Source organism: Marinobacterium litorale DSM 23545 (assembly GCF_000428985.1).
GTDB classification, from domain to species: Bacteria; Pseudomonadota; Gammaproteobacteria; order Pseudomonadales; family Balneatricaceae; genus Marinobacterium_D; species Marinobacterium_D litorale.
The window spans coordinates 1-26,599 of record NZ_AUAZ01000014.1 but is presented as its reverse complement, the minus strand read 5'-3'; the positions used below and the strand labels follow the sequence as shown (position 1 = coordinate 26,599).

At 56.6% G+C, this 26,599-nt stretch carries 26 protein-coding genes; 5 read left to right on the top strand and 21 right to left on the bottom strand.

Annotated features, from left to right (window positions below):
* Position 1 precedes the first annotated feature (1 nt).
* Genes G403_RS23045 through G403_RS0111360 form a run of 5 tightly spaced genes read right to left on the bottom strand, consistent with a single transcriptional unit; the run spans position 2 to position 5,505 of the window.
* Positions 2-2,023: a transglutaminase TgpA family protein gene (locus G403_RS23045; protein ID WP_051298898.1), complete on the bottom strand. Its 2,022-nt coding sequence runs from the start codon at positions 2,021-2,023 to the stop codon at positions 2-4.
* Entirely contained in the window at positions 2,023-3,003 is a 981-nt protein-coding gene (locus tag G403_RS0111375) for a DUF58 domain-containing protein (protein ID WP_027854110.1), read from the bottom strand. Before G403_RS0111375 ends, G403_RS23045 begins: the two co-directional genes overlap by 1 nt.
* Positions 2,990-3,922, bottom strand: coding sequence for an AAA family ATPase (locus G403_RS0111370; RefSeq protein WP_245578286.1), 933 nt, complete (start codon positions 3,920-3,922; stop codon positions 2,990-2,992). Before G403_RS0111370 ends, G403_RS0111375 begins: the two co-directional genes overlap by 14 nt.
* A gap of 21 nt (positions 3,923-3,943) precedes the next feature.
* Entirely contained in the window at positions 3,944-4,927 is a 984-nt protein-coding gene (locus tag G403_RS23040) for an NAD(P)/FAD-dependent oxidoreductase (RefSeq protein WP_084404016.1), read from the bottom strand.
* Between the two features lie 20 nt (positions 4,928-4,947).
* Positions 4,948-5,505 (bottom strand): glutathione peroxidase, encoded by a 558-nt coding sequence (locus tag G403_RS0111360; RefSeq protein WP_027854108.1) that lies wholly within the window; start codon positions 5,503-5,505, stop codon positions 4,948-4,950.
* 265 nt (positions 5,506-5,770) lie between these two features.
* Between G403_RS0111360 and G403_RS0111355 the strand changes: the two genes are divergently transcribed.
* Positions 5,771-6,253 carry an FKBP-type peptidyl-prolyl cis-trans isomerase gene (locus G403_RS0111355; RefSeq protein ID WP_027854107.1) on the top strand — a complete coding sequence of 161 codons (483 nt, stop codon included), beginning with the start codon at positions 5,771-5,773 and terminating at the stop codon, positions 6,251-6,253.
* Positions 6,254-6,327: 74 nt separating this feature from the next.
* Here G403_RS0111355 and G403_RS0111350 read toward each other — a convergent pair whose 3' ends face one another.
* Together G403_RS0111350 and rlmKL are read right to left on the bottom strand one after the other, a co-directional pair.
* Entirely contained in the window at positions 6,328-7,539 is a 1,212-nt protein-coding gene (locus tag G403_RS0111350) for an ammonium transporter (RefSeq protein WP_027854106.1), read from the bottom strand.
* 288 nt (positions 7,540-7,827) lie between these two features.
* A complete protein-coding gene (gene rlmKL / locus G403_RS0111345) occupies positions 7,828-9,948 on the bottom strand; it encodes a bifunctional 23S rRNA (guanine(2069)-N(7))-methyltransferase RlmK/23S rRNA (guanine(2445)-N(2))-methyltransferase RlmL (RefSeq protein ID WP_027854105.1) in 2,121 nt (706 codons plus the stop codon).
* A 297-nt stretch (positions 9,949-10,245) separates the two neighbouring features.
* On the opposite strand from rlmKL, the gene rmf reads away from it, so the two are divergent.
* On the top strand, positions 10,246-10,452 hold the full coding sequence (rmf, locus tag G403_RS24960) for a ribosome modulation factor (RefSeq protein WP_084404015.1): 207 nt from the start codon (positions 10,246-10,248) through the stop codon (positions 10,450-10,452).
* Between the two features lie 83 nt (positions 10,453-10,535).
* Here rmf and G403_RS0111340 read toward each other — a convergent pair whose 3' ends face one another.
* Entirely contained in the window at positions 10,536-11,570 is a 1,035-nt protein-coding gene (locus G403_RS0111340) for a quinone-dependent dihydroorotate dehydrogenase (protein ID WP_027854104.1), read from the bottom strand.
* Between the two features lie 88 nt (positions 11,571-11,658).
* Entirely contained in the window at positions 11,659-11,877 is a 219-nt protein-coding gene (locus G403_RS0111335; RefSeq protein ID WP_027854103.1) for a DUF2835 domain-containing protein, read from the bottom strand.
* Positions 11,878-12,095: 218 nt separating this feature from the next.
* Between G403_RS0111335 and G403_RS24515 the strand changes: the two genes are divergently transcribed.
* Together G403_RS24515 and G403_RS0111315 are read left to right on the top strand one after the other, a co-directional pair.
* Complete coding sequence (locus G403_RS24515; protein WP_051298894.1) at positions 12,096-13,754, top strand: BatD family protein; 1,659 nt, start codon at positions 12,096-12,098, stop codon at positions 13,752-13,754.
* A 28-nt stretch (positions 13,755-13,782) separates the two neighbouring features.
* Complete coding sequence (locus G403_RS0111315; RefSeq protein ID WP_245578282.1) at positions 13,783-14,679, top strand: potassium channel family protein; 897 nt, start codon at positions 13,783-13,785, stop codon at positions 14,677-14,679.
* On the opposite strand, the gene G403_RS0111310 is transcribed toward G403_RS0111315, so the two are convergent.
* On the bottom strand, positions 14,657-15,541 hold the full coding sequence (locus G403_RS0111310; RefSeq protein WP_027854099.1) for a TIGR01777 family oxidoreductase: 885 nt from the start codon (positions 15,539-15,541) through the stop codon (positions 14,657-14,659). The genes G403_RS0111315 and G403_RS0111310 overlap by 23 nt on opposite strands.
* 103 nt (positions 15,542-15,644) lie before the next feature.
* On the opposite strand from G403_RS0111310, the gene G403_RS0111305 reads away from it, so the two are divergent.
* Positions 15,645-16,268, top strand: a complete 624-nt coding sequence (locus tag G403_RS0111305) for a riboflavin synthase (RefSeq protein WP_027854098.1) — start codon at positions 15,645-15,647, stop codon at positions 16,266-16,268.
* Positions 16,269-16,321: 53 nt separating this feature from the next.
* Here the strand turns inward: G403_RS0111305 and G403_RS0111300 are convergent, their stop codons facing one another.
* The 11 genes from G403_RS0111300 to G403_RS23030 all read right to left on the bottom strand — a co-directional run bounded on the left by G403_RS0111300 (position 16,322) and on the right by G403_RS23030 (position 26,458).
* Positions 16,322-16,879 (bottom strand): hemerythrin domain-containing protein, encoded by a 558-nt coding sequence (locus G403_RS0111300; RefSeq protein WP_027854097.1) that lies wholly within the window; start codon positions 16,877-16,879, stop codon positions 16,322-16,324.
* Positions 16,880-17,026: 147 nt separating this feature from the next.
* Complete coding sequence (locus G403_RS0111295) at positions 17,027-17,617, bottom strand: HAD family hydrolase (RefSeq protein ID WP_027854096.1); 591 nt, start codon at positions 17,615-17,617, stop codon at positions 17,027-17,029.
* The gene (locus G403_RS0111290) at positions 17,617-18,444 is read right to left on the bottom strand and encodes an AlbA family DNA-binding domain-containing protein (protein WP_027854095.1); all 828 of its coding nucleotides are present in this window, start codon (positions 18,442-18,444) and stop codon (positions 17,617-17,619) included. The genes G403_RS0111295 and G403_RS0111290 overlap by 1 nt, the downstream gene beginning before the upstream one ends.
* A gap of 16 nt (positions 18,445-18,460) precedes the next feature.
* Positions 18,461-18,847 carry a hypothetical protein gene (locus G403_RS0111285; RefSeq protein WP_027854094.1) on the bottom strand — a complete coding sequence of 129 codons (387 nt, stop codon included), beginning with the start codon at positions 18,845-18,847 and terminating at the stop codon, positions 18,461-18,463.
* A gap of 89 nt (positions 18,848-18,936) precedes the next feature.
* On the bottom strand, positions 18,937-21,552 hold the full coding sequence (gene pepN / locus G403_RS0111280; protein WP_027854093.1) for an aminopeptidase N: 2,616 nt from the start codon (positions 21,550-21,552) through the stop codon (positions 18,937-18,939).
* A 13-nt stretch (positions 21,553-21,565) separates the two neighbouring features.
* On the bottom strand, positions 21,566-22,411 hold the full coding sequence (locus tag G403_RS0111275; protein WP_036233545.1) for a DUF2797 domain-containing protein: 846 nt from the start codon (positions 22,409-22,411) through the stop codon (positions 21,566-21,568).
* A complete protein-coding gene (locus tag G403_RS0111270; RefSeq protein ID WP_027854091.1) occupies positions 22,401-22,670 on the bottom strand; it encodes a YeaC family protein in 270 nt (89 codons plus the stop codon). The genes G403_RS0111275 and G403_RS0111270 overlap by 11 nt, the downstream gene beginning before the upstream one ends.
* A gap of 72 nt (positions 22,671-22,742) precedes the next feature.
* On the bottom strand, positions 22,743-23,597 hold the full coding sequence (locus G403_RS0111265; RefSeq protein WP_027854090.1) for a rhomboid family intramembrane serine protease: 855 nt from the start codon (positions 23,595-23,597) through the stop codon (positions 22,743-22,745).
* Entirely contained in the window at positions 23,594-24,577 is a 984-nt protein-coding gene (locus tag G403_RS23035) for a metallophosphoesterase (protein ID WP_036233592.1), read from the bottom strand. The genes G403_RS0111265 and G403_RS23035 overlap by 4 nt, the downstream gene beginning before the upstream one ends.
* A gap of 8 nt (positions 24,578-24,585) precedes the next feature.
* Positions 24,586-25,467 (bottom strand): NAD(+) kinase, encoded by an 882-nt coding sequence (locus tag G403_RS0111255; protein ID WP_027854089.1) that lies wholly within the window; start codon positions 25,465-25,467, stop codon positions 24,586-24,588.
* A 55-nt stretch (positions 25,468-25,522) separates the two neighbouring features.
* Entirely contained in the window at positions 25,523-26,458 is a 936-nt protein-coding gene (locus G403_RS23030; protein WP_051298892.1) for a 1-aminocyclopropane-1-carboxylate deaminase/D-cysteine desulfhydrase, read from the bottom strand.
* Positions 26,459-26,599 lie beyond the last annotated feature (141 nt).

The window sequence follows — 26,599 nt, the reverse complement described above, 5'->3', positions numbered from 1 at the left end:
CTTACCGACCCGCTTTCTCATCCTCGATGCGCTTATGAATCACACTGGTATTTCTTGCCAGCGCATTCTGACAGGCTTTCACCGCTGACAGCAATGTATCGCGCTGCCCCGGATCCTCCGCGTAACGAACCGCCTCATCGGCTTGCGCCAGCCGCAACAGCGGGTCAGCCACTTCTGGAGCCGCCTCGGCGACTCGGCGCAGAAACCTGTGCAGCGGTTCTGAAGGATGACGCTGGAAACCCTGCCGCTCCAGCCGCTTTAATATCGTGGTCAGGCCGCGACTGATGGGGTCAGACGGTCGGCGCCGCCTATCTCGTAGCTGAAACCAGGCGACAGCTGCCAGGATCAGTGCAACCGGCCCCATCATGGCCAACACCATCTTCACCATGCTCAACTGCCCGAGCAGGCCCTTTAACAGCTCTATTTGCTGGCCCTGATAGTTCAGAACCCAGCGGTGCCAGTTGAAATTAATCGCCTCGGCACGTCGACGCAGTTCCGCCAACCAGCCATCCTGACCCAAACGCAAACGCGCCAGCGGCGTTTCTGATAGAAAAGCCGGGTCCTGTGCAAACACTTGATCCGCACTCCCCTCCACCCGGTCGGGAGAGACAGCCGCAGTCGGATCCACGCGCACCCATCCCCCGGCGGGCTGCCAATATTCAACCCAGGCATGGGCATCATATTGACGCACCGTCAGATATCCCTCGTAGGGGTTCCACTCTCCCCCTTGGTAGCCCCCTACAACCCGCGCCGGAACGCCGACAGAGCGCAGCAAAAAAGCGAGTGCGCCCGCGTAGTGGCCACAGAACCCCTGCCGGGTTTCGAACAGAAACTGGTCGATGGTATCGCCCTGCAGAGCAGGCGGCGTCAGCGTATAACTGAAGTCCCCACGAAAATAATTCAGTACCTGCTGAACAAACGGCTCTGGGCGCTGCTGCGCCGCCCGCCACCACTGGTCCGCCAAAGCCCTCGCACGCTCATTCCCGGCCTCCGGGAGTTGCAGAAACAGTGCGCGTTTGCGCTCACTGAGTAGCTCCGGCGACAGCTTGTATTGCAGATAGGAGGTCACCTCATAGTTGATTCGACGATCTACCGGGCGATCCGACACCAGGGTTCGGGCATACCCCAGTCGGTAATCCCGCGGAGCAACGGCAGGCTGATCGAGCGCCACCAGCCAACGGCGCCGGGAAGGTTCATATATCACCTCGTAGGTGACGGGGCTGGATTCATCAATCAGTCGTTCATCCTCCAGCCTCGCACGCTGCTCCCAGGGCTCCCGGGTCCAGCGTCGGCCGTCGAAATGACTGTATACCAGAGAGCGCCAATAGCGCTGGGATGGTAACGGTGGTGCGTCGGAAAACGCGGCCCGAAACGCCAGCTCGTCGGAGCGTGTCAACTGGGAGATCTCGCCCGGCGACATCGTGTCAGAAAGGCCGCTGCGCGCCGCCTGCCTATCCAATGGAATCGACCACAGCGGCCCGATTCGCGGGAACAGCAGAAACAACACCAACATCATCGGTAACGAAAAAAGCAGTAACCGTCCAGAGCGTCGAAGCGGACGCATCATGTCGTTCTGCATCGGGTTCTGGAAAATGCTGTTCAGGGCCGTAATTACCACACCCAACGCCAGCATGACATAGAGCGCGACACCGATAGACTGATAAAACAGGAAAGTTGTCGCTGCCACGAACAGCGCCACATACAACAACACCAGCGCGTCGCGCCGGTGGTAGATCTCAATCATCTTCAGCGCCAAACCCGCCACCAGCAGTGCGACGGTCGCACTCATGCCGGTATCCCGATTGAAGGTGAGCAGCAAACCTCCACTGACCGCCACGACCAGCGCCAGCTTGATGCTCCAGTGTGGAAAAGGCCAACGTCCGGCATGAATCATTAAACGCAGTGCCGGCGCACCGACACAGAGCCCTATCAGCCACCATGGAAGCCAACCGAAATGTGGCAGTACCACAGCAATAAAAGCGATCAACTGCCAGAGGACGGCCGCACGGCTAATCTGACGCATCAGACTGTCTCCTTGCCAAACAGCGCAAGCGCTTGCAGGGCACGGAGCTTATGCGTCTCGCCGGTCCCGGGGGGCAACGTAAACCCGGGTAAGCGCAAACCGAACGGTTGCTGCCTCGTACTGAACTCGAGCACCCAGTAGCAGATCCCGGACAGGCGGGCCTCCACGCCACCACCCGGCCAGTTCTCCCAATCCAGCCAAAGCTCGCTACTTATCAGGCTGGCATAATCCTTAACATAAAGCCCCTGGCCCCGTGCGTAGTTTTTCCAGGCGATCTGCCCCGGAGATACGCCGGGCTGATAACGAGACAAACCCTGATATTCATCAGTACCCTGGATATATGTAAGTCCCTCTCTATCATCGCTATCACCGGCACCACCGCCGGGTAACCGACAGGGCTGCGGGTAGGGATAGACCAGCGCCGTCAATCCGGTATCAATCCAGGTCCAGGCACGAAAAAGCCCTAACGGAAACCGCGTTTGCAAACGCAACGGGCCCGGATCCAGCCACCCGCGAGCCGGGGCCGGACAGGACAGCTCAACCTGAGTCATTCGCTGATCGGTTAGATCCAGTGTCAGCTCCGGCCCTGTTTCCCACTTCAGACTCAGCTGCTCATGATCCCGCCCCGGCGCCGCATGAAGTTGCAGGGTGAAGCCCGCATACTCACCTTTAAAACAGTTCTGTCCCGATTGCACATTGAGCTTCAACCCCGCCAGGTTACCGTAGGTGTGCAGTATGGAAATGACAAACAGACTGGCCAGCAGGAAGGTAAACGCATAGGTCAGGTTGTTCTCGTAGTTGATCGCCATCAACAGCAGAAGCAACAGCAAAACCAGAAAGCCGAAACCCGATCCTGTGGGCAAAATGTAAATTCGGTTCTGGGTCAGCGTTACCGACCGGCTGCGTGGGAACCTGGACAGACTCCACTGGCGCATCCGCCGGGCAATCGCTGCCAAACCCAGACGCTCAGCCCAGAACATCGACCTGCGCCAAAAGCTCGTTGACCAAGCGGGCTCCGGCATGACTGCCGATATCGTCGGCCGGGCGCACGCGGTGGCCGATCACCGGTTCCAGGACCTGCTGGATGTCTTCGGGCACAAGATGGTTACGCCCATCCAGCCACGCCCAGGTTCTGGCGCAGCGCAAAAGTGCGAGCCCCCCGCGGGGAGAGACGCCGTAGCTGAACAGATCACTGTCACGGGTGTATTGAATCAGACGTTGCAGATAGTCGATTACGCCAGCCGATGCGTGCACCTGACGGCATTGACTCTGAACTTCAATTAATTGATCCGGTTTGAGACATCGTGGCAACCCATCGAGCCGCTCGCGAGTATCCCCCCCGGCCAACAGCTCCCGCTCCACTTCAGGTGCGGGATAGCCCAGCGATATGCGCATCAGGAAGCGATCGAGCTGTGACTCCGGTAGCGGAAAGGTTCCGTACTGCGTCACCGGATTCTGAGTCGCGATCACAAAAAACGGTTTGGGCAACCGATAGCTGTGACCATCAGCTGTGACCTGCCCTTCCTCCATTGCCTCCAGCAGAGCACTTTGGGTTTTGGGCGTGGTCCGGTTTATTTCATCTGCCAGTAACAGCTGGCAGAAAACGGGCCCCGCGTGAAAGCGAAATTCGCCGGAACCCGACTCAAAGACCGATACACCGATAATGTCGGCCGGCAACATATCGGACGTGAACTGTACTCGCTGATCCTCGAGCCCGAGCACCCGCGCCAGGCCATGGGCCAACGTCGTTTTCCCCATCCCCGGCAGGTCTTCAATCAGCAGATGCCCCTGCGAAAGCAGACACGTCAGTGCCAGTCGCACCTGCCTGCGCTTACCCAACAACACTTTTTCCAACGCTGAAAGCGCGTCATCCACGCCACTTGCCAGGGCTTTGGTCACATCCTCTCCTTAGTCTTTGCGTCAGGCCACTTTAATATCCGGCTCCAGCATACGATCCACCAGGTGGTTCGCACTTTCCCAAGCGCCCTGCGCATCGCCCCCTGTAAGCCAATCACCGCACACCCCTATACCGCTATCTGCGTCCCACAGCGATGCCGGTTTGCCGGGCTCCGGCTGTGAACGGCCATACAGCCAACGATGGACCCGCTGGTGGCGAGGGTGAACAGCCACTCCAAGCACGCTGCCAAAGGCTTCAATCAACGCTTCGCCTACGCTGGCCGGATCATCATCCACATGAAGTTCACTCCACGCCTCTGAAGCCTGCAACATCCAGACCTCTCCATCCTGACGTCCCGGTTTGGCGCTGTCACGAACGGCACGCGCCAACACAGGGTGCTCACCCTCCAGCCAGTGGAAACGAGCCAGCGCCGTTAATGGCTCAGGCAACTCCAGAAGCACCGACCAAATCGGCGCGGTCTCTACGTTCTCGGCACGCTGCTGAAAGCGATGTACAGCATCCAGCAGCGGTACCGCCTGAGGCGCCGGAGTTGCGATCACAACCGCGTCAAAATGACCCAGTGCCTCACCTTCAACATCACGCAATAACACGCCTTCGCGATCAGGCCAGACAACTCCAACCCGGGTTTGAGTGCGCAACTGCGCCCCACCGACCAACGCCCGTGTGACGGCGCTGGACCGCGGCACGCCGACCCATACCGGATCGGCTTTAAGCGATTCCAGTGCAAAGTTAGCCCGGCCCGGCGACCAGGACACCGCCCCCAGCGCCTCCAGCCACTGTGCGAACCCCATCTCTTCAGTCTGAATTCCGGGCGCGCCCAGATCGGCACTTGCCTCTCCGATACGACTGGAAGCCATTCGACCTCCCGTACCGGCGCTTTTATCAAACAGCGTGACCTGCCATCCCGCCGCCTGCAAACGCTCTGCAGCCCGCATACCGGCCAGACCACATCCTACAACTGCTACTGTTCTCTCTCGAATGGTCATTCCTGTCCTTTTCCGCTCCTTTATTCTTCGGGCTCGGCCAGTGCCGCCTCCACCGCCTCAATCAAGCGCCCGCTTTGTGGGGATGTCATACTTGAGTATACACGGCGGACACTCCCGTCACGCCCGACGAGGTATTTGTAAAAATTCCAGCGCGGCGCTTCACCCGTTTGCTGTATCAACCGTTGCCACAACGGGTCGGCATCGTCGCCGCGCACATGGGCTTTGGCAAACATGGGGAACTGAACCCCGTAAGTGGTCCGACAAAAATTTTGAATGCCGGTTTCATCGCCCGGCTCCTGACCGCCAAAATCATTTGAGGGAAATCCCAGCACGACCAGCCCCTGATCGCGGTACCGGCCGTAGAGCTTTTCCAACCCCTCATACTGATCCGTAAACGCACAACGACTGGCCGTATTGACGATCAGCAGCACCTTGCCCGAGTAGGCCTGACACAGATTAACGCGTTCCTCTCCAGCCAGTCGGCGCAGATCCAGATCCATCCAATCCATGCAGGCAGCATTGGCAGATACGCCCAGACAACTCAAAGCCCAGGCGGCAAACCAGCCTTTCGTGCTCATTTCGGCGCTTCCCCTTACCCTTGAACGACAGTCTTTGGCTATAGTTACGCTGTATACCCGGCTTTCGATCAATCAAGGTTGCACAGCCGTCAAGGCGTGGTTAGCATGAGCGCCTTTACAAACCAGCCCAGTCAGGGAGCACTGCACAACCACTCAGTCATCCCCCGCTTTGAATGTCTATTTGCCGGTTCGCTCCGGTATTGCGGCATAGCTCCAGCAGGTTGTCTGTAAGGTCACGCACCTCCGAAACAGCAGGAGAATACAGATGCAGATCGCAGCGAACGCCGTTGTATCCATTCATTACACACTGACCAACAGTGCCGGTGAGCAGCTCGACAGCTCTCAGGGCCAGGAACCGCTGGCGTACCTACATGGTGCCAACAACATCATTCCGGGCCTGGAAAATGCACTGGTCGGTAAAGGCGAAGGCGACAAGCTCAGCGTAACCGTAGAGCCGACTGAAGGCTATGGTGAAGTCCGCGACGAGCTGGTTCAGGACGTTGACCGCTCCAACTTCGAAGGCATCGATGTTATCGAGCCCGGCATGCAGTTCATGGCTCAGACCCCCTGGGGCCAACAGCCGGTAACCGTGGTCAAGGTTCAGGATGAGACTGTCACTCTGGATGGAAACCACCCGCTCGCCGGCCAGACACTGAATTTTGACGTGGAAGTCGTAAACGTGCGTGAAGCGACTGAAGAAGAGCTGTCTCACGGTCATGTCCACGGCGAAGGCGGACACGAGCACTAAAGCCGTGTATCTACGCTAAAAAGCCCGCCGCTGGCCTTGCCACCGGCGGGCTTTTTTATTTGAGTTGATCGCTGCTACTTATCGTCCGCAGTGGCTTCGATGCGATGGATGCTCAGATCCGCTCCATCAAACTCCTGCTCTTCACTCAGACGCAGGCCAACCACTGCCTTAATACCACCATAAACCACGGCTGCACCCACCACGGCCACGACGATACCGGCCAGTGTTCCGATAAGTTGCGACAGCAGGCTTACACCACCCAGCCCTCCGAGGCCTTGTGCCCCGAAAATGCCGGCAGCTACACCACCCCAGGCGCCACACAACCCGTGCAGAGGCCAGACACCAAGAACATCGTCGATCTTCCAACGGTTCTGAATCAGGGTAAACATCCAGACGAACAGCGCACCCGCAACACCGCCGATAACCAGAGCACCTATCGGATGCACCAAATCGGAGCCCGCACAAATTGCCACCAGACCGGCCAGCGGGCCGTTATGGATAAAGCCCGGATCGTTCTTACCCAGGATTGTGGCCACGACGATACCACCGACCATCGCCATCAGGCTGTTAACGGCAACCAGCCCGGAAATACCATCTAATGTTTGGGCGGACATCACGTTGAACCCAAACCAACCGATACACAAAATCCAGGCACCCAGGGCCAGAAAGGGGATATTGGACGGAGGAAAAGCGACCAGCCGCCCACCCCGATAGCGTCCATTACGAATACCCAGCATTAACACCGCCACCAGAGCGATCCACCCGCCTACGCCATGGACCACCACGGATCCTGCAAAATCATGGAAAGGTGCACCGAAAGTGCCTTCCAGCCAATCCTGAAACCCAAAATTGCCGTTCCAGATGACGCCTTCGAAAAACGGGTAGATCAGCGCCACGCTCAGCGCCGAACAGCTCAGTAGCGGCCAAAAACGCGCACGCTCAGCGATACCGCCGGACACAATCGCCGGAATTGCGGCAGCAAAGGTCATCAAAAAGAAAAATTTAACCAGATCATAGCCACTGTTCTGCGCCAGCGTCTGAGCATCGTCAAAAAACGTGACGCCATACGCCACCCAGTAGCCCACAAAAAAGTAAGCCAGCGCAGAAAAGCCGAAATCAGTCATGATCTTGACCAGCGCATTAACCTGGTTTTTGTGACGGACGGTACCCACCTCAAGGAAAGCAAAGCCGGCGTGCATGGCAAAGACCATGATCGCACCCATCAGAATGAACAGGGTATTGGCGCTCTGCATCAGCGTCTCTACAGCACTGTTAATCGTATCCACAGTCTCTCCTGCTTATATTTATTGCACTTATAAGGGGCATCAAACCAACCGGGGTGCACAAATGTAGATCACTACAGATGCACCATTACAGGGAATAGCGGGCGATCGCCTGATGAAACACGCACAAAATGGCCAAAAAACAACCAATAACTATGAGTATTGCACCATGATCAACCCTAACGGCTGAATGAATGCACCAAAATAAGCAATATTCGCGCCACAAATAGGTGCATCATATCCAGACAGGTGCACCCATAGTGGTCTGCACCTATCTGGGAAGGGAGGAGATCAGGCGGGGTGTCGAATTTCGAACACCGTATGAATTCTAGCGTTGCGCTTAAAGTCCGGATCGATGGTCTGCCCGGTAATATCAACAACCTCAAACGCCGCCAATGCATCGTAATCGAGTTTGAACCGGCGATAGTTATTGGAAAAAACCAGAACGCCACCGGGACGCAGCAGACTCATGGCTCCCTTTATCAACTGGACATGATCGCGCTGAACATCCAGTACATCCTGCATTCGCTTGGAATTGGAGAAAGTAGGCGGATCCATGAATATCAGATCAAACCGTTCCCTGCGTGGCTTTTCCAGCCATTTGAAACAGTCGGACTGTACAAACATATGCGGGGAAAGGTCATCGGTATTGAGCGCCAGATTGCGACGCGCCCAATCCAGGTAGGTAGCCGACATATCCACACTGGTGGAGCTAAGAGCTCCGCCCGCTACCATATGCACAGTGGCACTGCCGGTGTAGCAGAACAGATTAAGGACATCTTTACCTGCGGCCATCTTTTGCAGACGTTGGCGCACCGGACGGTGATCGAGAAAAAGACCCGCATCCAGATAATCATGCAGGTTAACCAGCAGGCGACAACCCAGCTCAGTCACCTGATAGAAATGCTGCGTCTCGTTCTGACGCGTATATTGAGCACTCCCCTGCTGCCGTTTACGCTGCTTGAGCACAACCTGGTCGGGCGTCAATTCAAAGACGTGCTCGACAACCTGCATCACCTCCTGAATTCGCTCAAATGCCTTGACCTTATCCACCTTGGCCGGTGGCGCATATTCCTGAACCATGACCAGAGGCTCATACACGTCCACCGCAACGGCGTACTCAGGAATATCTGCATCATAAGCCCGGAAGCAGGTAATCCCCTCGCGTTTGCGCCAGCGCGCTAGCTGCTTGAGATTTTTACGCAGCCGGTTCTCAAACATCCGCGCATGCTCAGATAGCGCCGGAGCTTCTTTGGCTTGCGCCGGTTTATCATGTACTTGAAACAGCAATAACTGGCTCGGGATCGTGCCGTTAAAAAGCCGGTACTGCTTATCCGCACGCAGCTTCATCACTTTGCAGAGTTCCGGGTTACCGGTGAAAACACCGACCCGCCATCCGGCAAAATGCTTATGCAGCAACTGGCCAAACAGCTGATAGAGAAACATCAGCTCCGATTCTTCGCCCAAGCGTTCACCGTAGGGTGGATTAGTCAGCACCAGACCGGGTTCAACCCGATCCAACCCCGTCAACCGGGCCAGTTCCTGCTGCTTGAATCTAATCAGGCCGTCTACGCCGGCGCGCCTGGCATTCTGCCGTGCCCGCTGGAGCACAGCGTCATCGGCATCATAGCCGATATAATCCGGTACCGGGACGTTCGCACCCGCCGCGCGGCGTTGGCGGGCCTCATCCAGCAGGCTGTTCCAAACCTCGGCACGGTGCCCCAGCCAGAACTGGAATCCAAAGTGCTCTCGCAACAACCCGGGCGCCACATCAGCGCGCATAAGAGCCGCCTCGATCAGCAGTGTCCCGGAGCCGCACATCGGATCCAACAACGCGGGGTAGGCACTATCCTGCCATCCTGCACGCATCAATACCGCTGCGGCAAGATTCTCTTTCAATGGCGCAGCTCCGGCTTCCTGCCGGTATCCCCGTCGATGCAGGCTTTCACCCGAGAGATCCACCGCCACCGTTGCCCGCCCCTTGGCCAGGTGAACATTGACTCTCAGATCCGGCCGACTGCGCTCAACGGTTGGGCGCTGCCCGGTGGCCGTTCGAATCTGATCAACGATGGCATCCTTGACCTTCAAGGCTCCGAAATGCGTATTCAGTATGGTGGCACTGCGACCATTGAAGTCCACGGTCAAAGTGCCGGTTGGCCGTAAGTGCTCCAGCCAGTCCACCTGTTGAACCAGCTGATAAAGCGCATCCGCATCGCTCACTTCTCCTTCAACCAGAGGGAGGAGCACACGATTGGCCAGACGGGACCACAAACAGATGCGATACGCAAAGGCCAGATCTCCCTGCGCTTTCACACCCGCTACCGTTTGAGTGGTGGACTCCGCACCCAGGGTGCTCAGCTCCTGTTCAAGCAGCTGTTCAATCCCCTTGGGGCAGGTAATAAAGAGTTCCATTAGCGTGACCGGTCTCCTTCAAGCTGGCCAGATTCGCTGACCGAAGTGAAAATTTTTCACGATACATACTGAGGTTTCAGGTTAATGACAATCTACTGAAAACAAACACTTTTTTGCAGATGCGTCGTAACTCTCACTATAAGCTCTTGCATTTGAATAGGATTTTTAAATTACACTCGAAAACAAAATTCGATATGAATGGAAACTGAAGGGCAGGAAGTAAAGTCCCTTCAAGGCGTCAGGCGCCGGCAACATCTCCGGCGTTATTTCGAAGAATAGAACAATGTGAGGCGCACTATGAAAAAACAGAAACGAGATCGTACCTCTACTCTGTTCAACCGCGGTTTCCAGGCCGGCCTGAGCGGCAAATCGCAGAGCGAATGCCCGGTACAGGCAACGGAGCTGAGAAGCCACTGGATGAGCGGTTGGCGTGAAGGACGAGAGGCACACTGGAGCGGAATGTCCGGCGTTTCTGCAATTCAAGCTAATCCATCGCTACATTGATTTTTAGGGATTTCTACTCTTCACCCGGGCCGGGTTGCTGCCCGCCGCAACCTTCAGAATAAACACCAGGCCCAAGCTGCTGCTCAACGCTTCGCGTTGCGCAGCAGCTCAATCTCCCGAATCGAATCACGTACCAGCCGCGGCCCGGCGTAGATCAGACCGGAATAGAGCTGCACCAGACTAGCCCCCGCTTCCAGCTTCTCGGCAGCATCAAAGCCTTCACAAATCCCGCCAACACCGATGATCGGCAGGGCTCCATCCAGATCGGCAGCCAGCTGGCGAATCGTTGTATTCGACGGACCACGCACGGGCTCCCCGCTGAGTCCACCCTCTTCACCACCATGGCGACTGTCTTCGACACCTTCACGGGACAGCGTGGTATTGGTGGCGATCACCGCATCCATCTCATAGGTCTTCAGTGAGCCGGCAACCAGCGTGATCTCTTCACGACTCATATCGGGCGCGATTTTCACCGCGATCGGCACATAGCGTCCGTGCACCCGGGTCAGCCGTGCCTGCTCGGTTTTAAGTGCGTCAAGCAAGGTATTTAACGACTCACCAAACTGCAGTGTCCGCAGCCCCGGAGTGTTGGGCGAAGAGATATTGACCGTTATATAACTGGCGCGCTCATAGACCTTACGCAGGCAAACCAGGTAGTCCTCGTGTGCCCGGTCATTGGCGGTCGTCTTGTTCTTGCCAATATTGATACCGAGGATCCCCTTGTAGCGCGCTCGCTCAAGATTGACCAGCAGTTGATCGACACCGGCATTGTTAAACCCCATCCGGTTGATAATCGCTCGATGCTCCGGAATTCTGAACAGTCTCGGTTTAGGGTTGCCCGACTGCGGCCGAGGCGTCACGGTGCCCACCTCGATAAACCCGAACCCAAGGGCCGCAAGGCCATCAACCGCCTCGCCGTTTTTATCCAGCCCCGCAGCCAAGCCCACCGGATTGGGAAACCGCAACCCCATGATTTCAACGGGTTCGGAAAACTCCTCCCGGTTACAGAACCGGTCCAGACCCAGCCCCGCCCCCAACGAAAGCGCTCCGATGGCCAGGTTGTGGGTCAGCTCCGGGTCCAGTTTAAACATCAATGTGCGAGCCAGATCGTAAAGCATGAGTCCTCATCCTAGCGCATAAAAAGGCCGGCTATTATAGCGGTCATCCGCCCCCCCACGCCAATGCCTGGGGCACGAACGGCCGGATTTAAAGCCGGCTGATCTCGGTCAGTTTGCCTTGAGCGTCATAGCGAATACGAAACGCTCCCCGAATTCCCTCCCGGGTCACAAAACGCCTCAGGTTGCCGGCTGGAAAGCGTACCCGGCGACCGTCACGGGAACGGGTCACCACATCTTCTACTTCCCCTCTGTAAAGCCGCAGGAACTGGTCGGCACTGATATTCAGATCAACTATTAATTCATTCATCGGCAATCTTAGACAGGCTATTACTTCTGAGGTAAAGGATACCGCGGATTGCTCCATTGATGGCAGCTTTCATCAAACCAGCACGGCTGAGACCACCAAGAGAAGTGCATTCCACCCGGCCCCGATTCACGTGCAGTTGCGATGCATTTTTCCTTAGCTGATAATGGGTTGAGACGTCACTGCGAGTGGCACCCAGGAATACCTGTCCGGATGATTGGATGCGATCTCTTCTAGCTGCGCTGTTACTGCTGGGATATTTATCAACTGCTAACGCGGATGCTACAGCGACGCTGGACCGAACACGGGTCACGGCGCTCGATAACCTGACGCTCAGTGTTGAAGTCACCGCCCGTGTGGACGGGCAACCCGATTTCTCTCCGCTTTTCGACCAGTTCCGCCTGCTGGGCAGCAAACGCACGCTGATCTCCAGCCACAGCAGCGCTGGCCGTGAGGTACGCACGCGCTGGGAAGTCTCTTTACGGCCTCGAACCAGCGGCACCCTGACCATACCACCCCTGAGCATCGCCGGAGAGCAAACCGAACCTGTGGATGTTCAGGTCAGTGAAGCCAGCCCCTCATTCAATGGCCAGGAAGGCAGCGGTCTTTTCTTCTCAACCCAGCTGGACAGTCGCGAGGTCTACCTGAACGGGCAGCTGCTTTACACCGCACGTGTCTATCACCTGGAACCTCTTCCCGTTTCAGCTCGCATCGAGCCACCAACCCTTAACGGCGTTCCCGCACGCACGGTGGGCGAACGCCGTGAATACGAAGGGGAGTTTAGGGGAACGCCCTATCTGGTCACCGAACAGCAGTATGCACTGTTTCCCGACCAGGAGGGGCTGGCTATGATCCAGGGGCCGAGCCTTCACCTTCCGGACCGCGGCGATCACGCCATCACCGAATTACTGGGAGAAACATTGGAAGTCGAGGTGCTGCCACCGGCTTTCCGCTCATCACAAGGCCAGTGGTTACCGGCCGAGCGACTGTCTCTGGAAGACAACTGGTCCACCCCTGAGACACTTCAGCCTGGCGACAGGATCAAGCGTGTTATTCGTTTGACGGTGACCGGGTTACCCGCTGAACAGCTTCCCGAGCTGATGACTCAAGAGCCGGACGGCCTTTTCATCGATCGCAGTAACGTTGAGCTGTCAGAGTCTGAAACACAGTTTGGTCTGGTCAGCACACGCACAGAAACGCTGTTTATCGAGCCACTGGCCACCGGCGAATTCACGTTGGCGCCCATCGATGTGCACTGGTGGGATACACGACTGGACCGGGGACGCCATGCGGCCCTCCCCCCTCGCTCATTCCAGGTTTCACCGCCTGCGTTCATTGACGCTGAACCGCCCGTCGCCGCAACGACAAGTCCGGAAGCCGCTGAGGGCCGCTCGGCTGAGTTTCCCTGGGCTAACCTCTTTTTGACATTGACCAGTATCACCTGCGCACTGGGCTGGCTCTACACCGGGGCCGCGTTACGTCGGCAGCGGGTGACCAACAGCGCCCAGGAAATCGAGGACGAGGCCAGACGTCATCGCAAACTGCTGCAAGCCAATGAACGTGCCGAGCGCAATACCTTTCAGGCTCTGGCTATCGCCTGTCAGCAGAATAACGCGGCCATGGCCCGTGCCCGCTTAATTGAATGGGCTCAGAATTTTTGGCCCGAACGCGCGCCCTCCAGCTTGACCGAAGTCTGTGACGCCGCACGCAACCAGACGCTGGACTTCCTGATTCTCGATCTGGAACAGCAGCTGCACGACAACGCAGAACTCTGGCAAGGAGACCTGCTTTACAAGACGGTCGACGCCCTTCGCCGTCGGCGCCTAAACGCGTCGACTCCTTCCGGTAACGTCGACGAGACACTTCTACAGGCATCGTAATGGACACCATCGGCAAGGACCGTCAACCGTGAGCATCCACTACCCACGCCACAACGCATTCATGAATCGAATTGGGCTCGGGGGTGTCGATACCCGCGAGAACGAGCGTGCACGACTTTGGGCCAAGCGACTTGAGTGGCCGATGCTGCTGTTGGCGATCTGGATTCTCCTGGACTGGTACCTCAAGGCCGAAGGCGTTGACGATCCGGTCCTGACGCGAATCACCGACTGGTTTATCTGGTGTTGCTTTACGGTTGAGCTCGTCGTCATGCTGCTCCTGGTTGATGATCGCAAACGCTACCTCAGGCAGAACTGGCTAAACCCTGTCATTATCCTGACCGGCCTCCCGGTGCTGTGGGGAGTCGAGCTCTTCTACGCCGGGGTCCTGCGCAGTCTGCGGCTGTTGATCATGATCGGCATCCTGTTCAAGGTGTCCCAGGACCTGCGCAATATTCTGGCGCGCCACCAACTGGGCAAAACGCTGGGCGTCGCGCTGCTGTTTCTCGTTATCTCCGGTTTTCTGATATCCGGTATTGATCCGGCATTCAAGGATCCATTGGACGGCATCTGGTGGGCCTGGGTCACAATGACCACCGTCGGTTATGGCGACCTGGTACCCTCGACCACTGAAGGACGCCTGTTCGGCATGCTGCTTATCCTGGCCGGGATTGGATTATTCTCCATGCTGACCGCGAGCTTCTCGGTCTTCTTTATAGAACGGGACGAGCAGGAGATGGTGGAGAAAGAGGATAAGAACATCCAACGCCTGGGACGCCTGGAAAGTCGCCTGGACCGGATCGAACACCAGCTGGAGCGTGCCGTGACGACGCTCGAACGCCTTGAAGCCCTGGAGGCCCTGGAACGAGCCCCGGGACAGGGTACCGACGACGGCAACGCAAAACCTAAGCGTTCAGAACCTGATTAAGTGCGGACTCCAGCTCCGGGTAGCGAAAACGGTAACCACTCGCCTCTAGTTTCGACGGAATAACGCGCTGCCCCTTCACTACAAGTTCGGCAGCCTCCCCCATGATCAAGTGCATAACGGGAGCCGGTACGCGAAAAAAAGCGGGCTTGCCCAGCACATTCGCTAACGTTTTGCTGAATGTTTCGTTGGACACCGCGTTCGGCGCGGTCAGGTTAAAGGGTCCGCTTAATGCCTCCTGATCCAGCAAATGCAGAATGGCGCCCACTTCATCCTCCACGTGAATCCAGGACATCCACTGCCGGCCAGACGCGATAGGCCCACCGAGCCCTAACTTGAACGGTGGCAGCATCTTTTGTAACGCGCCCCCATCGCCGAGTACCACGCCGGTGCGGATACAACATACACGTACTCCAAGCTTTTCCGCCACCTGCGCCTCGCGCTCCCAGTCAGCACACAGCTCGTGAGTGAAGCCGAGTTTCGGCTCTGCATCCTCACCCAGAGGTTTATCGCCCTGACTGCCGTAGTATCCAATCGCCGAACCGCTAATCAGCACCTTGGGAGTAACGCTCAAACTCCCCATCCACTGCACCAGTTCACGGGTCAGCTCAATACGGCTTTCACGCAAAAGCGCCTTACGCGAGTCACTCCAACGCTTGTCCGCAATGGGTGCCCCCGCCAGATTGATGACGGCATCCACCGGTGTCTCGACCTGCGCGAGTTCAGAATACACCGCAACCCGCGAATCCAGCTTTGCTGCATGAGGCCGACGGCTGAGCACCATCACCTGATCGCCTCGCGTCAACAGCCGTGGTATCAAATGACGACCGATAAAGCCGGTACCGCCAGTGATCAACACTCTCATGGTTCGTCTCCCTGTCGCGAATGCAGTATATTCAGTAATACGTCATGGATGGGCTTACGGTTTAACCCATCCGATCATCCGTATACTTGGAGGTTAGCACAGGATGTTTACCGGCATCGTGCAGGGGACCGCGTGCATTGAAACGTTGGCGCGCCGCGACGACTTTATGCGTATGACTGTCAGACTGCCGGAGGAATCCGCTCTGGACTTGCAGCTCGGTGCCAGCATTGCACTCAACGGCACCTGTCTTACTGTGGCAGAGTTCGATGGCAGCGCCGTCAGTTTCGACCTGATTGCAGCGACACTAAACACCACCAACCTGGGTGACCTCAGTGTGGGTGATCGGGTCAATTTTGAGCGGGCTGCCCGTGTCGGTGATGAGATTGGCGGCCACACGATGTCGGGGCATATTTATCGCACACTGAACTTACTGTCGATCGAGCGCAGCGAGAACAACTGCATACTCTGGTTTGAACGCCCCGCTGATCTGGCGCGCTACCTGCTTAATAAAGGCTTTGTGGGCTTGAACGGCTGCAGCCTGACTCTGGCTGCTGTGGAAGCCGCCCGTTTTTCGGTCTATCTAATCCCGGAGACATTGCGTCTGACCACCTTTGGAGTTTTACAACCCGGGGCCAGGGTCAACCTGGAGATCGACCCGCAAACCCAGGCGATTGTAGATACGGTGGAACGCTATTTGAGTGACAGGTCAGCGGCTGTTACCGGTTAAGCCTTACCGACAGGCCAGCTCGGAATCACTGAATACGCGGTAAAGACGAGGTTTTAGCCCTCGTCTCTGTCATCTTCGGCCAGCGCCTGATACAGGTCTCGATACTCTTCGGACTGCTTCAGACCAAACAGCGGATCGCTTGGCGAGGGAATTTCGGCATCCAGCGCCTGCCAGTCAGCCTGAGTAGCCACCGCATCCAACGCCGGGAACACCTTCTCTTCTTCAAAGTTCAGATGTTCATTCTCACGTTGTACAAAGCGTGCAAGGTGATCCACCAGTTTATCCAGCTCCACAACGGCTGCATCATGGAGAACACCTTCGATGGAGTCCTTCAGCTGTGATGATAGGTGCTTAAGCGCTTCGTGATCCCGTTCACATTCGGCGGTGAGCTTGTCAACTTCCGCATCACGCCCGGCGAAATAATGGAACATCCGGTCTTCACGGGGATGGTGATGAGTATCGGCGTAGCCTCCCACATAGCTGACCACATCCGACATCAGCTGGAAGTTGGGGTGGGTACCGTTGCGAAATTTCTCTACCTTGCGATCGAGCATATCGAGAAGCCGTTTCAGATTCACATGCTCCTGATGTAACTCAGTCATGATCGCCATATTCGAACCCTCCACATGGCTGATAAAAATCTTAACGCCTAACCGGTTGGCTCTTCCGGTTTCTCTATCACTATAGCTAAATCTCTGGCACCGCCGCCAAAAAATCGATCCCCGACCGACCAGAGTCACACGCTCATCTGACCGGGATCAAATCAACTGCAGCAGTTGGGACATGCAGGTCACACGCACATCGGTCAGCTCCGGCCAGCCCGGATGGACTCCATGATCAACAAAGACCGTCGCGACGCCACAGGCGCGACCCGCTTCCAGGTCATATCGAAAGTCACCGACCATCACAGCCTGCCCGGGATCGGCATGCCAGCGCGTCAGCAACTGCTCAATGCCATGCGGGTCAGGCTTTGGCCGCGCTTCGTCGCGACCAAGCACATCATCCGGGGAAAAGTAATGCGCCGCACCTATCGCCTCCAGTGAGCGTAGAGCAACCGGCTGATTGTTTCGAGTCAGTATACCCATCCGGCACTCACGCTCCGCCAGCGCCTGCAGGACTTCGTTTACACTGATCGCTGCCTCAGCTTTGGACGCGTAATACAGCTCCAGTTCATCCAGTCGTGCAAACTGCGCACTGCGCTGCGGCTCCGGCAGGTCCGCAAGCGTCCCCAGAATATCGGCATCGGGATGAAGACCCAACTCGCCACGAATGTGCTCGAAGTCATGTACCGGGCGCGTCAAAGTCCCATCCAGATCGAAAATCCAGTATTTGCGCAGCGTCAGTTTCATCAATCCATCTCATCCGGAGGAGACTCATCCAGCTCCACGTCATTGTCGATCAAATCCAGCAGCATCCCCAGTTTGTGCTCGATATCCTGTAACAGGGTGCCTCCCATCGCATCCATTTTCGGTGTGACGACCTGTTCGAGCTGGGTAATGCTGCGCTGGCTCTCTCTCAAGGCCTGCAGCAGGTTTCGGGAACGCTTCTTATTGCTGTCAGTCAGCTGCTCAATTCGGTGAAGCGTATGCCGCAACTGGTCGTCCAGGTCCTCCAGGTGCTGGCTGACCGTCAACATCCCCTGGCTCAACGAGCGATTAACGCCCTCAACCTGGTGTTCAAGTTGACTCACCGCGTAACGAAAGCGGGATATAAACTGCTCCCCCTCCCGATCCATATAGATCGCCAGCAGTTCCTCGGGGAGCAGCGCGCGGTTTCGGCCATCCGTTCGAATCCGATACTCGCCGCCATGGGTACAGTAAGGTTTTATCCGCCCTGAAGGGATTTCGACCCGCAAAACCGGCCGGGACTGAGAGAGGTTTTCGGTGACGATCTGAAGCTCGATATTGGGAATACACTCCGTGGCTTTGTTGACAAGCAACAGGCGCGCCCGGTCATCCACATCACAGCCGACTACCCGGCCACGCTGCACGCCATCGGGACTGGTATATTCATCGATGCCGATCAGAAGGGTACCGCCAAGCGGTGAGTTCGCGAAGGCAACCAGATCGGCACTGCGCACCGCCTGCACCTCGCGTTTAAAGTCCACATTAATCCCTTCCGGCGCAGCCAGAAGGGATTGAGTACGTCGGCTCAGGCGGCGATACTCACGTTTCACGCCCGGCCTCCGTCAATTAGCGGTAAAGTGCGTCGTCAAACGGGTCGATCGGGCTTTCAAGCAGTTCGTCGTTACGGTGATAGAGAACCCGCCCCTGGAACTTCAATCCCTTACCGGCAAACCAGCGCTCCATCTGCTCGCGCCCCTCTTCCGCCTGAGAGCTCTGATACCAGGCGAGCACTATGCGGTAAAAATAAAGACCAAACAGCGCCGCAGCAGCCCCCAGGAAAAAATCGGAAGCCAGCGCAAACAGCAGCGTAATCAGACCAACCACCCACACCCGGCTCGCCCGCGCTTCTTTTAGCGATTCATTGGCAAAGCTGAACTGCTCCTGATATTTCAGAAACCTGCGATAGTTCTGTTGCAGATCGAACTTATCGGAAGCACTTAAATATTTTTCCATCCTTTATCTCATCCTGGCAGTTTTATTATCTGACAAATTCAACGGCATCCGACACCCACACGTCAACCGTTCCCGGTGTAGACCTTTGTTCAAGCCAAGCTTTTGCTGACTACCTCATAGACATCCGGCGACAACTTATCCACAGCCAGAATCCGCTCCAGTTCAGACTTCATTTTAGCCTGTGCGGCGTCCGGGTAGCGCTTCCACCGGGTTAACGGGGTCAGCAACCGGGATGCAACCTGTGGATTCGAAGTATTAAGCTTGATAATCCAATCCGCCAGGAAGCGGTAACCGCTGCCATCTTCGGCATGAAAACGGACCGGATTCTGGGCGCAAAAGGCGGCTATCAGCGCTCTCAGTTTGTTCGGATTGCGCTCATCGAACAGCGGATGCTCGGCCAGCCTCTGTACCCGTTCCAGTGCACCGGGCCAGGGATCACTGGCCTGTACAGCAAACCACTGATTCATGACCAGCGCCTCATGCTGCCACTGGTTATGGAACGCATCCAGCATACGCTCGCCAGCTTCCCGGAAAGATGAGTGCACCACCAGCGATAGCGCCGCGTGCTGATCCGTCATATTGTCGGCACGGCTGAACTGTTCCTCGGCCAATGCCAGCCACGCATCTTCACCCGTTGCCAGCAGATACCCCAGACAGAGGTTTTTCAAGCTGCGCCGTGCGATCGATTCCGCATCCGGGGTATAGGCGCCGTCCTGGCAGCTGCGCTTGTAGGCCTGCAGCCAGTCGTCCTTTAACGCATTCGCCAACTGCTCTCGCAACGCCTGGCGCACCTCATGGATCGCTTCCACATCCACCGTCTGACACTGTTCCGCCAGATAGGCTTCGCCCGGCAGTCTGAGCAAGTGCGCCACCATGGCCGGATCCAGCGAGCGATCACGCAGCACACTGGCCCAACTCTCCACCAGGAGTGATGGTACCTGGATCGAGCGGCCCGCCCGGTAGTCATCGATCATTCCCAGCATCAGGCGTACCGCCATACGCTGACCGGCATCCCAGCGATTGAAGCCATCCGTATCGGACTTCAGCAAAAGCATCAGCTCCTCGTCGCTGTAATCAAAACTGAGCTTCACCGGCGCAGAAAAGCCCCGCAGCAGGGAAGGTACCGGGTGACCAGGAAGGTTATCAAAAACAAATGTCTGCTCAGACTCGGTCAACTCAAGGACACCAGCGCTGAGTTCACGACCCTGTTGATCCAGCAACCCGTAGGCGATGGGCATATGGAGTGGCAGTTTTTCATCCTGTCCCGGCGTGGCCGGCGTACTCTGTCGCAGCGTAAGGCGGTAACGGCCCTGTTCTGCATCCCAGGAACCTGAGGCCTCCACGTTTGGCGTACCCGCCTGGCTGTACCAGCGGCGGAACTGGGTCAGATCACGCCCCGAGGCATCTTCCATCGCCTTAACGAAATCGTCGGTGGTCACGGCCTGACCGTCGTGACGCTGGAAATAGAGATCCGCCCCGGCTCTGAACTGCTCAGGCCCGAGCAGGCTGTGAATCATCCGAACGACTTCCGCACCTTTCTCGTAGACCGTCAGCGTGTAGAAATTAGAGATTTCCATGTAGGAATCCGGACGAACCGGATGCGCCATGGGCCCACCGTCTTCGGCAAACTGGGCCGTTCGCAGCAGCGTCACGTCCTCAACCCGTTTGACGGTGCGCGAGTTCACATCGGCCGAAAACTCCGCATCACGAAAGACGGTGAAGCCCTCTTTCAGGCTGAGCTGGAACCAATCCCGGCAGGTAACCCGGTTACCCGACCAGTTATGAAAATACTCGTGGGCAACGACGCTTTCGACCCGCTGAAAAGCGGCATCTGTGGTGGTTTTCGGGCTCGCCAGCACACAGCTGGTATTGAAGATATTCAGGCCCTTGTTTTCCATCGCCCCCATGTTGAAGAAATCCACCGCGACAATCATATAAATATCGAGATCGTACTCACGGCCGTATACCTGCTCATCCCAGTGCATCGCTTTTTTGAGCGACGCCATGGCGTGATCGAGCTTATCCAGGTCCTTGCGCTCCGCATAAATCTTCAGGCTGACCTTGCGACCAGAGCTCGTGGTATAGCTATCCTCTAGCACCGCGAGGTCGCCGGCGACCAGCGCAAACAGGTAGGCGGGCTTGGGGAAAGGATCGTCCCAGGTGACAAAATGACGGCCGTCATCTTCCTCCCCGGTTTCCACCGGATTGCCATTGGAAAGCAGTATCGGATAACGCGTTTTATCGGCAACGACCGTCGTACTGAACACCGACATCACATCGGGACGATCCGGGTAAAAGGTGATCCGGCGAAAACCTTCCGCTTCACACTGGGTGCAAAACATACCATCGGACTTGTAGAGCCCCTCAAGCGCAGTATTGGTCTCGGGATGAATACGGGTCAGACACTCCAGAGTGAACTCTTCCGGCACCTGGGTGATGGTCAACGTCTCATCCGTACGTTGAAAATCCCGCTCCGAAAGCACCTGACCATCGATAGAAAGACGGCATAACTCCAAAGAGGGATGCCCATTCAGGACCAGTGCCGGCCGGGCTTGAGCCCCCTCGGGATTGCGCCGTACATGCAGGGTCGCCCGAACCAGCGTTTCTTCCTCAGCCAGCTCGAAGCGCAACTCGGTTTTTGCGATCAGATGGGACGGAACCTGATAGTCTTTCAGATAGATGGTTTGTGGCTGTTGTTGCGACATCATCACTCCTGATTTACGCGCGAATACTGACCTGATAGGCACCAAACTTACGGATATTGATTACACCGGTATCCAGTAACAGGTACTGACCTTTGATTCCCAGCAAAGTGCCTGTGACACGGGGTTGCTTGTCGAAATTGAAGCTGCTGACCTTGGCCGGATACTCAAGCACCGGATATTCGATCCGCACCGGTTCTCGATCGAGTTCCCTGATCGACGCCTCCCCATACGTAGCACGAAGCGAGGCCAGTGAATCGGCACACAGCGCCAACAGCCGCGCTCTCTCCTCAGTGAGATCAATCTCTGACTGATCCCCTTTAAGCATCGTACGCCAGTTGGTCTTATCGCTGACATGCTCGGCAAATATCCGTTCGACTAGACCGGAATGAAGGCGGTTATCAACTTCGAGGATAGGGAGCGCAGACACGGCTCCCTGATCAATCCACCGGGTCGGTATCTGCTGCGCCCGGGTAATTCCTACCTTGAGCCCGGACGAATTCGCCAGGTACACCACATGGGGAGCAAAACAGTTCTGCTCGCCCCAGGCGGGATCCCGGCAGGTACCCTCATGAAAATGGCAGAGTTCGGGTTTCACAATGCAGGAATCACACTGGGGCAGGCGCTTGAAACAGGGGTAGCAATATCCCTGATTAAAACTTTTGCTGGTTTTACGACCACAGTGAAGGCAGTGGATCTCTCCCTCATACTGCAACTCGATGGGCTGCCCCAGCAGATCATTGAGTTTAACGGTCTGCCCATCGTTAAACGCCAGTCGATACTCCACCGGCGTTGAGAGCACCACCTGCATTTTTCGCAGCGCGCCCTGGGTATGCAGCGGCTCCGATAGATCAATGCTCATTCAATATCTTCAATGTTTCAGCGGCCAGGGGATCGCTACCATGTTGACTGCCATCCGCTTTGGTTCGATCAATAAAGCCAACGCGCTTATCCTGCGGCATATCGCGCGCATGTTCATAAGCAATGACTGCACGCAAACTGGTTTCTCGCTGTTCCTGGCTCAAGCGCTCGCCGTTGGGCCATTTGCCCAGCTCAACCGAACGCTTTAAGGACTCGTAGACCTCCGGCGTCATCGCCTCGATCATTTTTTCAAAGTTCATTGTCTCTCTCCTGCGAGCACTGCAAGAACCGATCATCTTACAGCGGTAAAGGAATTTAACGCCAGTGCAGCTCTACCGCGGTTTAAACAAGCGCCCAATCGGCCAGAACGCCAAACCTGCAAGCATCCCCACCAGGTGTGCCGTATTGGCAATAGCCCCCAGTCCAAACCCCTCTAAAACGCCAGTAAAACCCAATGCCAGCCAGAGCACCATTAACCCCATTAACGCCGGAGGTAAACCAAAGCGGCGGTGGGGCTCCAGACGATCCCAGAGCCAGGTATAGCTGAGCAGTCCGAACACCACACCAGACATACCGCCAAACATCGGCCCGGAAACCCAGAACTGCGCCACATTGGAAGCCACACCCGTGAATGCAGCCAACCCGATCAGCGCCCAGGGCCCTTGCAACACCTCCACCCTCTGTCCGACAACCCACACCCAAAGCAGGTTGAACAGAATATGAAGCAGACTGAAATGGAGAAAAACCGGTGTCACCAAGCGCCACCATTGCCCGGATTCCAGCATGCTGAGCAGGCTATCGAAATAAAGCCGGCCATCACCGGTCAACGTAAAGTCGACAAATGTCAGTCGCGCCATCCATTGATCGTTGGCGCCAAAGCCGATCAACAGGGTCGCCAGAACGCTCAGCGCAATCAGGGACAGGGTTGCTTTTATACGGCCCGGGCTTACCCGTGGAGCACTCAACCGTCTCCGCTTAACCGGTCGTAACTCGATTCGCCCCAGATCGCCCCCCTGCTTCCAATAGTCATACAGGGCGCGAACCTGGCCCGGGTCGACGCTTCGAGAAACCAGTAAGATCTGGCGATCGGCTTCTTCCACAACCCGGTGGGGCACTTCGTACTCCCACAGAACGGTCGTGAAGGGTGCCAGGTCTTCGGCCAATGAAACCTCAATGACCGGAATCACCCCCCCATCTCCACATCCATGCGCCCGACTTCTCGTGCCACATCAACCCAGACGAACTTATCGGCCCGGAGCGCCGTTTCATCATCGAGCCGGTAGGCGACCAGCTTGCCGTACTTAACGGCACTGAAATCCAGGCACGCGATGTTATCGCGAATCGGTGCCGGCGTTCCTTCGCACCAGTAATGTCCCATAAAAAGCAGCTTTTCATCCGGGCCATAATGCAGCAGGTCTGCACGCTGAGAATCGGTCAGTTCGCGGCGCGCTATGTGCTCAGGCAGTGGATCGGGCTGGAAAACGACATCGCCCATGCGCTGAGGGTTGTCGGACCAGAACTTGGTTCGGAAAAAGTGGCGTTTAAACCCATCCTTACTGACAATAACCTCGTCGTTGGGCAAACGCAGGTGAGTGCCACGCAGCAGGCGATCCATCACCTCCCACTCAAAACTACCCTCTTCGGCGGAGCGCAGTAAAAACGCCTTATCAATACGGTTGCCGCCCCTCTGCTCAACAAACTGATCGATCAACGTCTGGTGCCAGCAGGCATGGACAGCACGGAACCGGTCGGTCTCGATAAATAAGGGTAGCTGCAGAAACCACTCCATATACTCCTGCAGCTCATACTCATGTCCATGAAACTGATCCAGCGTCTGCTGCAAAATGCGCTGGTGGCGTGCCGTATGCGCGCGCAGATAGCCTTCACCATCCGCTTTGGGCGTGAGATAGCACAGCAGGTTGTACTCATGGTTACCCATGATGATGTCAGCCTCGCCGGCATCGACCATGGCGCGGACGATATGCAGCGCCTCGCGTATATGGGGACCACGATCAACAATATCGCCAATAAAAACGACCCGTCGATGGGGGTGTCGGTAAACACCGTTTATGCGCCGGTAGCCCATTCTGTCCAGCAACAGACACAGACTGATAGCACAACCGTGCACATCACCGATCAGGTCTACCCCGCGTCGTTCTTCAGTCACCAGCACACCTATTCACCCAGCTTCGTGCCCCACCCCAACTTCTCCCGACATGTCCGGTAAAAGTCGTAATTTAAAGGGTGTAGTAGCTTTAGCTTGTGCGGTTTTTTGTGAATTGTCACGGTATCACCCGGCGCCAGTGCGATATTCATTTGACCGTCGCAGGAGATAGAGGGGTAGGTTTCATTGCGATCTGTGATCACAAGTTTCAACTCGCTGTTCCCGTCAACGACGATAGGACGACTGGAAAGCGTGTGGGGGAACATGGGTACCAGAACCAGAGCATCCAGCTTAGGGTGCATAATCGGGCCACCACCGGATAGCGCATAGGCGGTCGAGCCTGTTGGCGTCGAAACAATCAAACCATCGGAACGCTGGGTATAAACGAACTGCCCCTCTATGTAGAGTTCGAATTCAATCATCCGGGTTGCCTTGCCCGGGTGGAGCACGCAGTCATTAAGCGCTGTCGATTCAGCGATCGGCTCCCCTTCACGCTTCACTGTCACGTCGAGCAGAAAGCGCGTATCCACGGCATAACGCCCGGCCAGCACTTCGGCAACCTTCTCCTCGATCTCAGCCGGTGCTATATCGGTAAGAAAGCCCAGATTACCGCGATTCACGCCCAATACCGGCACATGACTTTGGGCCAGCGAACGGGCAGCCCCCAGCAGACTTCCATCTCCCCCCACCACGATAACCAGGTCACAGCTATCGCCCATTCGTGACTGCTTGGCGACTTGACGCCCGTGCCCGGGCATCACTTCGGCGATCTTCTGATCGAGAATGACATTCAGGCCTTGCTCATCCAGAAAACGGATCAGCGCTTTGAGCGTATCGATCACCTTTTTACTACCCAGGCGACCAATCAACCCGATATTGCGAAAATTTTCCATGAATATGCCCTTAGCTTAGCCCGACCCTCCCTTACAGAGGCGTAAACGCTCGCTATTATAGGGGTAGCGGCCCATAAAAGTCAGAAACAGCCCTCTGGATTCTATCCTGGAAACCTCGACGCCCCTGCAAGCCTCCAGAGTGTACCAGCAAGACACGACTTCCCGCAGGAATCGAGCCCCTCAAGATTCCACGATGAATCGACATCACCAACTTCAATGTGTACACCGGGTCGAGATCAAAGTGGTGCCTAGCCGAGAATAACTGATCCAACAGCGCCAACTGCCCCGGTAACCGCGCATATCCACCAAACACTCCCTGACTGTCGATGTGCCAACCACCCGGATCGACGTAGCCCGCCTGCTCAAGGAGACCGCGCACCATGGCCACGGCGTTTTCCCCGAGGTTAAGAACGGGAACACCAATAACCTCTGTACTTGGGGGCTTACCCGCCACCAGTCCCGCCAAGGTTCCACCCGTACCCACGGCACAAGCCAGTATATCGGGCTCCGACCACTCGCCCACCTCCATATCGGCCCAGATCTGTCGGCACCCATGTACGGCGTCTGCACCGCTCCCCCCTTCGGGAATAACAACCCAACCAGGATACTCGGCGGTTAGCTCCGCAAGGAATGCCGGCTTATCTTTCTGGCGATACGCCTCGCGACCAAGAAACCGGATCTCCATCCCCCAGCCACGCACATCGTCCAACATGGCCGTAGGAGGGCTCTCGGGATGCCCGCGCACAAAACCCAGCGTTTTAACACCAAAGCAGTGGCCCACATACGCCAGTGCATGCAGATGATTGGACCAGGCTCCACCGAAGCTGATCAGATTGGGACGCTCCCCTTTTTCCAGCCGCTGAATCAACCGATGAAGTTTGAACCACTTGTTACCACTGATATGGGGGTGAAGCTTATCGAGCCTGAGCATTCCCATCTGAACTTCCCGCTCTAGCAGGAACCGGGAGTTAAGCTTTGTGACAGAGATCATTTTCCTTGGACCGCCGGAAAGACGACAAGATTACATCCGGGAAGGGAGCACCGAAAAGGTGCGAATAAGTGGCGGAACGGACGGGACTCGAACCCGCGACCCCCTGCGTGACAGGCAGGTATTCTAACCAACTGAACTACC

Bases quoted from the DNA above. Each gene is read 5' to 3' on its own strand.
- G403_RS23045 (WP_051298898.1), bottom strand. From the start codon at position 2,023: ATGCGTCAGATTAGCCGTGCGGCCGTCCTCTGGCAGTTGATCGCTTTT.
- G403_RS0111375 (WP_027854110.1), bottom strand. From the start codon at position 3,003: ATGTTCTGGGCTGAGCGTCTGGGTTTGGCAGCGATTGCCCGGCGGATG.
- G403_RS23040 (WP_084404016.1), bottom strand. From the start codon at position 4,927: ATGACCATTCGAGAGAGAACAGTAGCAGTTGTAGGATGTGGTCTGGCC.
- G403_RS0111360 (WP_027854108.1), bottom strand. From the start codon at position 5,505: ATGAGCACGAAAGGCTGGTTTGCCGCCTGGGCTTTGAGTTGTCTGGGC.
- G403_RS0111355 (WP_027854107.1), top strand. From the start codon at position 5,771: ATGCAGATCGCAGCGAACGCCGTTGTATCCATTCATTACACACTGACC.
- rlmKL (WP_027854105.1), bottom strand. From the start codon at position 9,948: ATGGAACTCTTTATTACCTGCCCCAAGGGGATTGAACAGCTGCTTGAA.
- rmf (WP_084404015.1), top strand. From the start codon at position 10,246: ATGAAAAAACAGAAACGAGATCGTACCTCTACTCTGTTCAACCGCGGT.
- G403_RS0111340 (WP_027854104.1), bottom strand. From the start codon at position 11,570: ATGCTTTACGATCTGGCTCGCACATTGATGTTTAAACTGGACCCGGAG.
- G403_RS0111335 (WP_027854103.1), bottom strand. From the start codon at position 11,877: ATGAATGAATTAATAGTTGATCTGAATATCAGTGCCGACCAGTTCCTG.
- G403_RS24515 (WP_051298894.1), top strand. From the start codon at position 12,096: ATGCGATCTCTTCTAGCTGCGCTGTTACTGCTGGGATATTTATCAACT.
- G403_RS0111310 (WP_027854099.1), bottom strand. From the start codon at position 15,541: ATGAGAGTGTTGATCACTGGCGGTACCGGCTTTATCGGTCGTCATTTG.
- G403_RS0111305 (WP_027854098.1), top strand. From the start codon at position 15,645: ATGTTTACCGGCATCGTGCAGGGGACCGCGTGCATTGAAACGTTGGCG.
- G403_RS0111300 (WP_027854097.1), bottom strand. From the start codon at position 16,879: ATGGCGATCATGACTGAGTTACATCAGGAGCATGTGAATCTGAAACGG.
- G403_RS0111295 (WP_027854096.1), bottom strand. From the start codon at position 17,617: ATGAAACTGACGCTGCGCAAATACTGGATTTTCGATCTGGATGGGACT.
- G403_RS0111285 (WP_027854094.1), bottom strand. From the start codon at position 18,847: ATGGAAAAATATTTAAGTGCTTCCGATAAGTTCGATCTGCAACAGAAC.
- pepN (WP_027854093.1), bottom strand. From the start codon at position 21,552: ATGTCGCAACAACAGCCACAAACCATCTATCTGAAAGACTATCAGGTT.
- G403_RS0111275 (WP_036233545.1), bottom strand. From the start codon at position 22,411: ATGAGCATTGATCTATCGGAGCCGCTGCATACCCAGGGCGCGCTGCGA.
- G403_RS0111270 (WP_027854091.1), bottom strand. From the start codon at position 22,670: ATGAACTTTGAAAAAATGATCGAGGCGATGACGCCGGAGGTCTACGAG.
- G403_RS0111255 (WP_027854089.1), bottom strand. From the start codon at position 25,467: ATGGAAAATTTTCGCAATATCGGGTTGATTGGTCGCCTGGGTAGTAAA.
- G403_RS23030 (WP_051298892.1), bottom strand. From the start codon at position 26,458: ATGATCTCTGTCACAAAGCTTAACTCCCGGTTCCTGCTAGAGCGGGAA.